The sequence below is a fragment of the Microcoleus sp. C2D2 genome (assembly GCF_036702495.1).
Lineage (GTDB): Bacteria > Cyanobacteriota > Cyanobacteriia > Cyanobacteriales > Microcoleaceae > Microcoleus.
In genome coordinates, this window is the sequence record NZ_JAUBTO010000197.1 from 1 (window position 1) to 11,688 (window position 11,688).

The 11,688-nt window shown below is 45.2% G+C and carries 8 protein-coding genes and 2 tRNA genes; 6 read left to right on the plus strand and 4 right to left on the minus strand.

Translation table 11 applies throughout. From position 1 onward, the window contains the following. Window positions 1–168: 168 nt before the first annotated feature. Window positions 169–603 carry a nuclear transport factor 2 family protein gene (locus QUB61_RS34575; protein ID WP_333132442.1) on the minus strand — a complete coding sequence of 145 codons (435 nt, stop codon included), beginning with the start codon at window positions 601–603 and terminating at the stop codon, window positions 169–171. A 329-nt stretch (window positions 604–932) separates the two neighbouring features. Further along, complete coding sequence (locus QUB61_RS34580; protein ID WP_333132441.1) at window positions 933–1,895, minus strand: orange carotenoid protein N-terminal domain-containing protein; 963 nt, start codon at window positions 1,893–1,895, stop codon at window positions 933–935. 278 nt (window positions 1,896–2,173) lie between these two features. Between QUB61_RS34580 and queG the strand changes: the two genes are divergently transcribed. The 6 genes from queG (at window position 2,174) to QUB61_RS34610 (ending at window position 7,371) form a co-directional block, all read left to right on the plus strand. After that, window positions 2,174–3,112 carry a tRNA epoxyqueuosine(34) reductase QueG gene (gene queG, locus QUB61_RS34585; protein WP_333132440.1) on the plus strand — a complete coding sequence of 313 codons (939 nt, stop codon included), beginning with the start codon at window positions 2,174–2,176 and terminating at the stop codon, window positions 3,110–3,112. Between the two features lie 266 nt (window positions 3,113–3,378). Continuing rightward, window positions 3,379–4,509, plus strand: a complete 1,131-nt coding sequence (locus QUB61_RS34590; protein WP_333132439.1) for a pentapeptide repeat-containing protein — start codon at window positions 3,379–3,381, stop codon at window positions 4,507–4,509. 26 nt (window positions 4,510–4,535) lie between these two features. Next, a complete protein-coding gene (locus QUB61_RS34595) occupies window positions 4,536–5,729 on the plus strand; it encodes an SDR family NAD(P)-dependent oxidoreductase (protein WP_333132438.1) in 1,194 nt (397 codons plus the stop codon). Window positions 5,730–6,110: 381 nt separating this feature from the next. Further along, window positions 6,111–6,189: transfer RNA gene (locus tag QUB61_RS34600), tRNA-His, on the plus strand. A gap of 329 nt (window positions 6,190–6,518) precedes the next feature. Continuing rightward, window positions 6,519–6,594 (plus strand) — tRNA-Trp (locus QUB61_RS34605). A gap of 144 nt (window positions 6,595–6,738) precedes the next feature. Next, a complete protein-coding gene (locus QUB61_RS34610) occupies window positions 6,739–7,371 on the plus strand; it encodes an HAD-IA family hydrolase (protein ID WP_333132437.1) in 633 nt (210 codons plus the stop codon). Between the two features lie 407 nt (window positions 7,372–7,778). On the opposite strand, the gene QUB61_RS34615 is transcribed toward QUB61_RS34610, so the two are convergent. Continuing rightward, window positions 7,779–8,606, minus strand: coding sequence for an SWIM zinc finger family protein (locus QUB61_RS34615; protein WP_333132436.1), 828 nt, complete (start codon window positions 8,604–8,606; stop codon window positions 7,779–7,781). Window positions 8,607–8,893: 287 nt separating this feature from the next. Next, window positions 8,894–11,688: DEAD/DEAH box helicase (locus QUB61_RS34620; RefSeq protein WP_333190335.1), on the minus strand; the 2,795-nt coding region annotated here is incomplete at its 5' end.

The window sequence follows — 11,688 nt, forward strand, 5'->3', positions numbered from 1 at the left end:
GTTTAGTGAGTCATTAAAACTTTAGAATTAAAGCCGTCCTGGAAAGACGGGGTTTTAGACCCAATTCTCTGATAACAAGCCGCTCAACCTGTCCATCGCATGACTTTGGCCATTACGTGCGATCGACAGGTCAAACCCAAATAGGCAATTTAAATCTGAAACAGCTTATTAAACATCAAATTTCGTCTGCGACCGCAGATTTAGCAATTCTTGGGGAGAAGCTAACAGTTTGACCGTGACAGAAAGGATTTTTTGGTCAGAATTGAGCAAGAACAGCCATGCGACATTAATACCAAAGGCGGAAGTTTGCACCCGGCCGCCGACCTGAACTTCTACATTGCCATCTTCTAAAATTTGGCTGACACCTTGCTGGGGTTCGAGGTGCATTCCTCGCGCTTCTGTTTTTAGATAAGTAGCGATCGAGCTGCTGCCGATAATTGGCTCTTCAAACGGCGCGTGCAGCACCCCCTCATCAGCAAATAAATTAGCCGTAGCGTCAAAATCGCCCGCGTTTAAAGTTTCAAAATATTGCAGTACCGTTGGCTTTGTGATGCCAGCAATCTTTATAGAGCTAGTTATAATAGGTCGAGTTGTTGCGGTCATAAAACAAGTGATTTAAGATGAATGAGTATACTGTAATCATTCTCTTTGTCGCAGCAAATCCCTCAAAAGATATAAGTAGGGCCTGGAAAATAATTCTCCGAAAAAAGGAGGAACCCGAGAGCGTCGATCGCAGCTTCCAGATCGATCGACCCAAATCAATAGTAATTTCAAAAAAAATGCAACTGTAGGGAAGCCACAACCCCTCGCAGTCATCAGTCATTCCCAATTCTTCAATTCTTTATTCTTTAATCTTTAATGGTAGAAACCCAGACACCTGCAGGCATCTGGGTTTCTGGGCAAGCCTGTTTGACAGACCGAACCAGAATATTCTATTTGCGCATCAAATTGAGCAATTCCTTAGGAGATGCCAACAAGTCGATCGCCACAAAGAAAATTTGACCTTGGGGATCGAGCAAAAACCGCCACGCAATGTTCATTCCCACATTCGATCCGAACCAGGGAGTTTCGACTTTGCCGGTGACTTTCACTTGGCGGTAGCCATCTTCTGCGGGTTCCGATAGGCCTCGCTCGGGCATCATTTTCAGTCCGACGCACTCTTCCCGCATATAGTTGAGGATAGCTTCGCGACCCACGATCGGCTTTTGGAAAGGCGGTTGCAGGGCACCTTCTTCAGCAAATAAACCGACGGCTGGGGTGAAGTCGAAGGCGTTCATGTAGTCGATGTAGCTGAGCACAGTCTGCTCGGTGATACCCTCAATTTTGGTTTTCACCCGCTCTTCTGGAGCGGTGGGAGTGCTGCGGGGGGCCAAGCGTTTGCCGTACTCTTGGCTAAAAGCAGGGTCGTAGCCCATGTTAACTACGGTATTGCGAAGTACGGTAATTTGCTGGCCCGGATCTAATTTCTTGATGGTTTCTAGAACTGCGGTGGCTTCGGGAGACATTTGATAGCCAGCGGGGATCGGAGCGACCTTGCCCTGTCTCATTAACTGTCCCAACTCGTACCAGAAACCGAGTTTGGTGTTGACGCGCAAGGAAGTGTAAATCCGCCCGATCGTAGTGTCGGCGTTGCTGGCCAGGTCAAACATCGTTTTGCTTTGAGCCTCCGGCGACATCTGCTTAATTTCGTCGAGGACGCCTTCGACAAGCGCCATGCTGGCTACTCCTGGGGCGGCGGCGGTGATGGAAATACCCATTTCGGTGTAGGCATACCAGAGCAGTGCCAGTTGGTCTTCAACGCTGAGTTTGTAGAACGCTTCCGTGGTAGCCGGAACAACGCTCGCCACCTCGGTGTTCGAGAAAATAGATTGAGCTGATTGAATGCTAACTGCCATGTGTATTTTGCGAGATTTGTGCTTTTAGTCAGGTACTTGAGTTAGGATACCTCAAGCTCCCTTGATTAAAATAATGTAACGTTTTATTAACTTTTGCAAATATAAATAACATATAGCTGAGTTACAAAACTATAATCAATGGTTTGGTAAATTGCGATCGCTGTCACTAGACTGTGCGCCGAATTAGTTTATTTAGGAAGCCGATCGTTAAAATCGCTTTGCATATCATATAAAATCAAAATAGTCAATACAAAAGGTAAATATTTGCCTGGTGTCAAATGAAAGCGCTAATTAGCAGCATTTTGGTGAAGCAAAAAGCCCTGGAGTTGGGATTTCACAAAGTCGGGATAGCCTTGGTAGACGAGGGTACTGACAAGGAGGCACAAAGGTTGCAGGCATGGTTGGATAAAGGCTATCAGGCGGATATGGCATGGATGGCTAACCCGAAACGTCAGGATATTCGCGCTGCAATGCCAGAGGTGAAGTCCTTAATATGTGTCGCCATCAATTACTACAGGCCTCACCAACGCCCGGGCGGTTCCGAATATGCTAAAATCTCTCGCTACGGCTGGGGACGAGATTACCACAAAATTCTGCACAAAAAACTGAAGGTTTTGGCAAATTGGCTGCGATCGCAAGGCGAGGGAATTGAAGCGCGGTATTATGCTGATACCGGGCCGATTCAGGATAAAATGTGGGCCCAGCGTGCCGGGATTGGCTGGATTGCTAAAAATGGCAATGTAATTTCGCGCGAATACGGTTCTTGGGTATTTTTGGGCGAAATCTTGACTAATTTGGAGTTAGCGCCCGATGAGTCCCATACGGAACATTGCGGTACTTGTACTCGCTGCATTGAGGCCTGTCCGACCGGGGCAATTACTGAGCCTTTTGTGGTGAATGCCGATCGATGTATAGCTTATCACACGATCGAGAATCGAGCCGAAAAATTGCCCGACGAAATTGCATCTAATTTACAAGGTTGGGTAGCAGGTTGCGATATTTGTCAGGATGTTTGTCCTTGGAATCAGCGATTTGCTAAACCAACTGATGTTGCCGACTTTGAGCCTTATCCTGAAAATATAGCGCCGACACTTGCAGAATTAGCCGACATCTCCGACGAAGAATGGAACCGCCGATTTACAGCTTCGGCGCTGCGGCGCATAAAACCAGAAATGCTGCGCAGAAATGCCAAAGCAAATCAAATCAACAGTCATTAGTCAGCAGTCATTAGTCAGCAGTCATTAGTCAGCAGTCATTAGTCATTAGTCAGCAGTCATTAGTCAGCAGTCATTAGTCATTAGTCATTAGTCATTAGTCATTAGTCATTAGTCAGCAGTCATTAGTCAGCAGTCATTAGTCAGCAGTCATTAGTCATTAGTCATTAGTCATTAGTCATTAGTCATTAGTCATTAGTCAGCAGTCATTAGTCAGCAGTCATTAGTCAACAGTCAACAGTCAACAAATAACACTCAACAAATAACAAATGTCAGCAAATGAACCCAAAGAATACGATGCAGTTTTGGGCGGTCAAAATTCCCCTCCAATTAATGCTGCTATCTTGGGTGGCATAGCTGGAGTCAAATACCGCTTAGCAAGTCCGTCTGTTGAAGCAAGGCTGGCAGCAATCACAGATGCCCTAAACTATGGAGAAGAAGGTTTAGAAGCAGCAACTGCCGTTTTTGACGATGCTGACGAGCAGGTGCGTGCGTTCGCGGCTGCGCTGTTTGGAGCGCAAGAACAGCTAATTTTGCTCAAAAAAGGTGCAGCAATTTGGAATAAATGGAGAGTGCAAAATCTACTTTTATTTGGTGGTTTTGTAGACTTGAGTTGGGGAGATTTTAGCGGACTTAATTTGGCTAAAGCAAACCTGAGAGAGTCAAACTTAGCAGGAGCGAACTTTGCATCTGCCAACCTGCGAGGCGCAAAAATATTTCAAAGTAACTTGGAAGTAACTAATCTGAGAAATGCCGATTTGAGCGAAGCAAACCTGAGCAAAACTAATCTCAGCAGCGCTGATTTGCAAGCAGCTAATCTCAGTTTAGCCAACCTCCGCTCGGTTAATTTTCGCGAGGCTAATTTATCTCAAAGCATTTTGAAAAAAGCTAAACTCTGCGGGGCAGATTTGAGCGAGGCAAATTTGACTGGTGCTGACTTGAGCGGGGCTGACTTGAGTGGGGCAAAGCTGGGCGGAGCGAAATTGGCAGGAGCCAATCTGGCTGGAATTAAATTAATTCGATCGAAGTTGTACGGGTTGGATTTTAAGGGATTTGTGTTGACAGGAGCTAATTTGCGGTGGAGTAAATTCGCAGGAACTTGTTTTCAAGGAGCTGATTTGCGCGGGGCTAATTTAGAGAAAAATGATTGGACAAATGCTGATGTGTCTGGCGCTGATTTGACTGAAGCTAACCTTTGCGATGCTGATTTTAGTAAAGCTAATTTGAGTAATGCTAATCTGAGCGGGGCCGTTGCCAAAAGAGCAAATTTTCAGAAAGCCAATCTCATCGGAGCTAATTTTAATGGGGCTAATTTGAGCGGTTCTATTATGAAACAAGCTAATATCGATAATCGGCGGATTTTTGCGACAGCTAATTGCACCGGATGTAGCTGGAATTGATATTTTTACAGCAACAGAGATTTAAAATGAATAAACCGCAGCGCTGTTTTGTTTGCAAGGAGACTTTTCAAGAGCAACATTTTTTTTACCGGGGTTTGTGTTTGAAGTGCGGCGAACTTAATTTTGCCAAACGCAACCAAACTGCTAATTTGCAGGGGTTATTTGCTTTGGTGACGGGAGCGAGAGTGAAAATTGGGTATGCTGTAACTTTGAGGTTGTTGAGATCGGGTGCTGCTGTAATTTGTACTACTCGTTTTGCTCGGGATGCTGCTAGGAGATATGCGAAAGAAGCGGATTTTGCCCAGTGGTGCGATCGCCTGCAAGTTTATGAGTTAGATTTGCGGTATATTGCGGGCGTTGAGCGATTTGCAGAACACCTCGTCTGCTGCTATCCCCGAATTGACATTATTATCAATAATGCGGCTCAAACAATTCGCCGCCCTCCTGAATTTTACCAGCATTTGAGGGATTTTGAATCTCTGCCTTTGGAGGCTTTGCCTGCTGAGATTCAGCCGCTGTTGGCGCGATCCTCTTCGAGGGCAACGCTTACGCACTTTTTGACAGACAATATTTCTGAGGATATCCCCAAATCTCTCACAGACTCTGTTCCAAATCGCAACAGTGAAATCCCCACGGTTTTTAACTTGGATCCAGAGAATCAATTATCACATTCATCTGATTTTAGTTTGTTTCCGCCCGGAATGTACGATCGCGACGGACAACAAGTGGATTTGCGCCCTTTCAACAGTTGGGTGATGAAGGATGATGAGGTGAGCATTTTGGAAATGTTGGAAGTTCACGTTATCAATGCGATCGCTCCTTTTGCGATTAACAGCAGGCTCAAACGGCTGATGAAAAAATTTCCTGAAGCTAGCAAATATATTGTCAATGTTTCTTCCAAAGAAGGGCAATTTAACAGCGACAAACCTTGGCGACATCCGCATACAAATATGGCAAAAGCATCGCTGAACATGATGACTCGCACCTGCGCTTCTGAGTATGCCAAACACAAAATTTTTATGAATGCTGTCGATCCGGGATGGATTAGTTTTCAGCACCCTTACCCTCAAGTTTTAGCGATGCAGCAGCGCGGCGTACAACCTCCCTTTGATGCTGTCGATGCCGCCGCGCGGATTTGCGATCCAATTTATTTGGGAGTAAATGAGGGACGCTATTTTTATGGTAAATTATTTAAAGATTATGCTGAGTCGCAGTGGTAACACTCATTTAATATTTTTGTGGCTTTTTCCACTTTCCACCATTGGTATAGCAATCCTAAATCATTTGTGAATTTCTTACTCCCAGACCGCGGGTTCGGGGAGGGCTGGGGTGGGGTAAAAAATTTACAACTCCTGCAAGGATTGCTATATCAACTTAAGACTAAATTCCTTTCATACTTTCGCTTATATCTAAGTCTCGATCCGCCTCGCATCCCCCTTAATAAGGGTGACGAAAAAGAGTTCTTGTCTCCCCCGCGGGAGGGGGATTAGCGGGCAAAAATCAGGGGGGGAGCGAGACTCAGCCACAAGCGAGATATATAATTTACAATTAATATTGGGTTCGATGTCAAAATTTTGCCTTGAAAATGTATAATAAAATGGGGCAGTGTAGCTTAGTGGTAAAGCGCGATGCTCTATGCAGGGGCGAGAGACAACCGTTTGATTCGGTTCGCTGCCACCAGCAACGTAGTTTAAATGATAGAATTCCTTGGAGCATACCAGGAGATGCGGGTGCAAATCCCGCCGTTGCGATCGTTTTTTGTGACAAGCAATTGGTATCAACTTAAGACTAAATTCCTTTCATACTCTCGCTTATATCTAAGTCTCGATCCGCCTCGCATCCCCCTTAATAAGGGTGACGAAAGAGAGTTCTTGTCTCCCCCCGCGGGAGGGGGATTAGCGGACAAGAATCAGGGGGGAGCGAGACTCAGCTACAAGCGAGATATATAATTTACAATTAATATTAAGTTTGATGTCAAAATTTTGCATTAAAAATGTATAATAAAATGGGGCAGTGTAGCTTAGTGGTAGAGCGATCGCTCTCCAAAAGCGAGAGACAACCGTTTGATTCGGTTCGCTGCCACCAGCAACGTAGTTTAAATGATAGAATTCCTTGGAGCATACCAGGAGATGCGGGTGCAAATCCCGCCGTTGCGATCGTTTTTTTTGACAAGCAAGAGGTAATGGGTAATATAGAAGTGAGCCCTAGTTCCTTATTTGCTATTGTCCAATGACCAAAGTAATTATTTTTGATTTTGACGGTACTTTAGCAGATACAATCGATATTCTTCTGAGCATCACCAACCGTTTGTCAGCAGAATTCGGCTTTAAGTCTGCGACAAAAGAGCAACTCGCTCAACTGAGCAATTTAAATTCTTGGCAAATTCTTCAGTATTCTGGCATTTCTATCTTCAAATTCCCGCTGTTGATTAGAAGGTTGAAAGCAGAGTTGCACAGTGAAGTTCCCCACATTCAATTATTTCCGGGAATTAAAGAAGTTTTACTCGAGTTGAAAAAACGTGGCTTTCAACTGGGTATTATTACCTCTAATTCAAGAGAAAATGTCTTGGGAGCCCTGGAAAGAAACGGTTTGCAAGACACTTTTACATTTATTTACTCTGGCTCAACTTTTGGCAAACATAAAGTTATTAATAAATGGCTAAGAATAGAGAATATACATACTGAAAAAGTCGTTTATGTGGGAGATGAAATCCGAGATATAGACGCTGCTAAAAAAACCGGAATTAAGGTAATTGCTGTAGGTTGGGGTTTTAATTCTCCGCAAGCTTTGGCTGCACAAAATCCTAATTTTTTGATTGAACGCCCCCAGGAATTGATAGAGATTATCAATTCCTGGCAGTAATTATCATGCTATAGCAGAAGTCCGATGTCCGTCGGAAGAAGGAAGAAGGAAGAAGCAGTAATAGCAATGGTTTCAGCGTTCGAGAATGTCCTAACCGTCTTGGCGGTTGCTATATTTGTAAGGTAATTCCCCAACCAGGGCTTATATTATGACCCGTGGAACAACCGCCCTCAAATCCTTTTGTAGTGCATTATTTATTGAAATTGGTATAATAAATCCGGTTTCTTAACGTGATGTATAATTCCCAAAAACCGGGTTTCTTCCCAGATATTTCGGTAGCCCACCTAGATTTTCTAAGAAACCCGGTTTCTTAGCCTTTGCACAAACCAATAGAATTGTCGGCGGTTGAATCTGCAACTACACACACTTTCGTCCTAGCAGAGGGGAAGTAAAGAAAGAATAATCTGTTAATCTGTTTCGCCCCGTTTCAGTGCTGCTAAAACTGCTTGCTGGCTAACTGCTTGGTAGATTTTGCTAAAATGCTGCTTGAGGGCGTCTGATGCAGGGGAGGATTTGCTAGCGGTTCCTTTTCCGTCGGCTGCGAGGGGAATTGGACCTAAGATATCTAATACTGTTTCGCTGCTGGGCGGCGGTACAATGACTACTAAAGATGATTCTAGCTGCTGGTTGTATTCCCAAAAGCGATCGACCTTCGGCAATTTAGGATTCGTAGCGGGGGCATTTTCGCCGGAGTTGAGTTGGGAATTGTCCTCTCCTTGCGTACCTCGTCTCTGACGGAGTGCTGTCAAGATTTGCTCTTTGGTTCTCCCCCGCAGTTGAAAGAGTACGAAGGGGTCTTCACTGAAGCGATCGCCTAATAAGTAGTATACTGCACTGATGTGTTTGCAAGGGTTTTTGGGGTCAGGACAGCTACAGCGCGATCGAATATCAGATAAACTTAACGGAAATAGCGTTTTGCCTGCGGCCGCAAATACATCCTCAATATTGTGTGGCATTTCTCCTGCTAGTAATTTAGCTGAAAAAACTGCTCTTTGCGACATATTTTCAATCACATAATCCCAATCTTCATCGCTTAAGGTGTCGAGTCCTAAAGAAACTTGATAGGGTTTGGGATCGGTTCCTTGAACTAGGGCGATTACTTCTTGGTTAGGGAACTTAATGCTGAGAACTTTTCCCTCGCGCGCGTATTGCCAGCCACGTTCTAAGCGCTTTTTGAAGCGGTAGGTATTTATTAAATCTAACCACTGTTGTGTCCACCATTCTCTGTCAATCATAAGCCGAAGGAAGAAGGAAGAAGGAAGAAGGAAGAAGGAAGGAGGAAGAAAGCTTTAGTTATCTAGGACAGAAGGAAGAAAGCTTTAGTTATCTAGGACAGAAGGAAGAAGGAAGGAGGAAGAAAGCTTTAGTTATCTAGGAGAGTCAGAAACCGGGTTTTTTACGAAAAAACAGGACTCTAACCTTTAATCCTGTTAGAAAACCCGGTTTCTGTGGTCAGAGTGCGTAATTACTCTGATGGTTGAGAACTAAAGTCCTCACTAGAAACCGAAGAAAATTAAGCACATTATTCTTCTTCCGTTTCTATGATAGCATTGCGATCGAGGATTAGTAAATTCCGAAGTTGGTCTGTATCTAGCTCGGTGAGCCAGTTTTCGCCTGCGCTGACAACTTGTTCGGCTAGAGCTTTCTTACTTTCGATCATATCGTGTATTTTCTCCTCTAACGTGCCCGTGCAGACAAATTTGTGGACTTGCACGTTGCGAGTTTGACCGATGCGAAATACGCGGTCAGTTGCCTGATTTTCTACTGCGGGATTCCACCATCTGTCATAGTGGAAAACGTGGGTTGCTCTGGTTAAGTTCAAACCTGTGCCGCCTGCTTTTAAGGATAAAATCATAATCGGCGGGCCTTGGGGGTCGTGCTGGAAGCGATCGATCATTTCTTCCCGCTGCTGTTGCCGAATTCCTCCGTACAAGAACAAAACTTCTCGCCCTAAATGCTGTTCTAGATGCGGTTTCAGGAGTTTTCCCCATTCGGCAAATTGAGTAAAAATTAAAGCCCGATCGCCCTCAGCGATCACCTCTTCTAACATTTCCACCAACCGCTGCAATTTCCCCGATTCCTGACTCTTAATCTCCAATTCTTTCGGCTTAGCTTCTGCTTTCACAAGAGCCGGATGGTTGCAAAGCTGCTTGAGTTTTACCAGCAAAGCCAGAATCATTCCCCGGCGCTGAATACCTTCGGCTGAGTCTAATTCAGCTATTGACTCTTCGACTATTTTCTGATATAATACCGCCTGTTGAGCCGCCAGCCCGCAAAATACAGTCATCTCCTGTTTTTCGGGCAAATCTTGGATGATTTCTTTGTCAGTTTTCAGGCGGCGGAGGATGAAAGGCCGAACGAGCGATCGCAAAGTCTGCAATGATTCTCGATCGCCGTATTTCTCGATCGGAATTGCAAATCGGCGCTGAAAGAAATTGCGCGGCCCCAAATAGCCTGGATTGAGAAACTCCAAAATAGACCACAATTCTTGCAGTCTATTTTCCACCGGAGTTCCCGTCAGCGCAATTCTAAAAGATGCCTCGATTTGCCGCACCGCTTGCGACTGCTTCGCCTCGGAATTTTTAATATTTTGCGCTTCATCTAAAACCAATCCTTGCCATTTAATGCCTTGAAATTCCTTCGCATCCCGAAACACTAGGGCGTAACTGGTAATTATTAAATCCTTTCCTTTAATTTCAGCCGCAAATGCTTTGCCTTTAGCGCGTTTGTCTCCGTGGTGAACTAACACTTTTAGCGTCGGACCAAATTTCTTGACTTCCCGCTCCCAATTGCCCAATACCGATGTCGGACAAACCAATAATGTTGGCGCTTCTAGGGCATTTTGTTCCTGTAAGTGCACGAGGAAAGCAATTAGCTCGATGGTCTTCCCTAATCCCATATCGTCCGCGAGACAAGCACCCAAACCCCAGCGTTCTAAGAATGCTAACCAGCCTGCTCCTAGGGCTTGATAAGGCCGCAATTGTCCTCGGAAACTAGCCGGAGTTGCGATCGCACTTACCGCTTGATTATCGCTCAAAGTATTCAACAACTCCTGAAGTTGACCCGTAGCCTCAAAATTTACCACAGGCAATTTTTCGATCGTCTGAGAATCGCCCGACGCCAAACGCAAAGCATCCTCCAAAGAAAGAGTCATTTGCTCTTTGCGGCTGGCAAAAAAAGTTTGAGCCGCTTTCACATCCGGCGCGCGCAACTCCACCCACTCGCCGTTAATTTCCACCAAAGGCGAATTCAACGCGATCAATCTGTCAAATTCTGCCTTAGAAATGCGCTGTCCGCCGATCGTCAATTCCCACTTAAAATTTAGCAGACTTTGCAATCCCAGCCCACCTTTCGCCGGATTCACTTTCGGAGTTTCCGCTTGAATGCTCAAACCCAAACGACTCGCCCAACCATCCGCCTTTGTCAAACTCGGGGGCAAAACTACGCCCAACCCGCTATCAGCAAACCGCCAAGCTACAGACTTAATAAACTCGTAAGCTTGCAGCGGATTTAATTGGCAAGATTGAGGCCGCTGTGCTTGCAAACTCGGTTCAATTAACGGATAAAGTTTCGAGGCTAAACCCAAGCCGCTGAGCAAAGTTTCTTGAGGCAATTCTATTGTCCGCCCCGCATAAGCCAAACGCTCGACTGAGTTGTTCCAAATAGTTGTCGCGTCTACCAAAAATTCGCTGTCATCTGCTGCTTGCAAGCAATAATTTAAACTCCAGTTGGCTTTACCAGGAGACGGCGGTATGAGTTGAAAGCAAGTGCGAAATTGACTTTGTTGAGATAATTGGTTTTGCAGCGGTGCAGTCCAAGCAGTCAGCTTGGTTGCCAAGTTTTCCAATGCTGCTGTTTCTACTTGAACTATCCCAGATTCCTGCTGCAAAGCTTGCAGCCAGTCGCGCACAGGAGAAACTGTTTTGATGTCTAAAGTAGAGCTACCAGCCGATCGCACTTGACTATCTACAATACTGCTCAAAAATCCTAACACCAATTCCTCCGCCCCCATCGGCAAATCCACCGCTAAAGGCAATTGACTGGATTCTTCTTCTTTTTCCCCTCTTCCTTCTTCCTTCTTCCTTCTTCCTTCTTCCTTCGGACTGACATCCGTTACAGAATCCGTTGCCGAACTTCCTTCTTCCTTCTTCCCTCTTCCTTCTTCCTTCTTCCTTCTTCCTTCTTCCTTCGGACTGACATCCGTTACAGAATCCGTTGCCGAACTTCCTTCTTCCTTCTTCCCTCTTCCTTCTTCCTTCTTCCTTCTTCCTTCTTCCTTCGGACTGACATCCGTTACAGAATCCGTTGCCGAACTTC

What these genes read in the sequence shown, in the direction of transcription:
- QUB61_RS34590 (WP_333132439.1), top strand. Translation starts at nt 3,379, where the DNA reads ATGTCAGCAAATGAACCCAAAGAATACGATGCAGTTTTGGGCGGTCAA.
- QUB61_RS34575 (WP_333132442.1), bottom strand. Translation starts at nt 603, where the DNA reads ATGACCGCAACAACTCGACCTATTATAACTAGCTCTATAAAGATTGCT.
- QUB61_RS34610 (WP_333132437.1), top strand. Translation starts at nt 6,739, where the DNA reads ATGACCAAAGTAATTATTTTTGATTTTGACGGTACTTTAGCAGATACA.
- QUB61_RS34580 (WP_333132441.1), bottom strand. Translation starts at nt 1,895, where the DNA reads ATGGCAGTTAGCATTCAATCAGCTCAATCTATTTTCTCGAACACCGAG.
- QUB61_RS34615 (WP_333132436.1), bottom strand. Translation starts at nt 8,606, where the DNA reads ATGATTGACAGAGAATGGTGGACACAACAGTGGTTAGATTTAATAAAT.
- queG (WP_333132440.1), top strand. Translation starts at nt 2,174, where the DNA reads ATGAAAGCGCTAATTAGCAGCATTTTGGTGAAGCAAAAAGCCCTGGAG.
- QUB61_RS34595 (WP_333132438.1), top strand. Translation starts at nt 4,536, where the DNA reads ATGAATAAACCGCAGCGCTGTTTTGTTTGCAAGGAGACTTTTCAAGAG.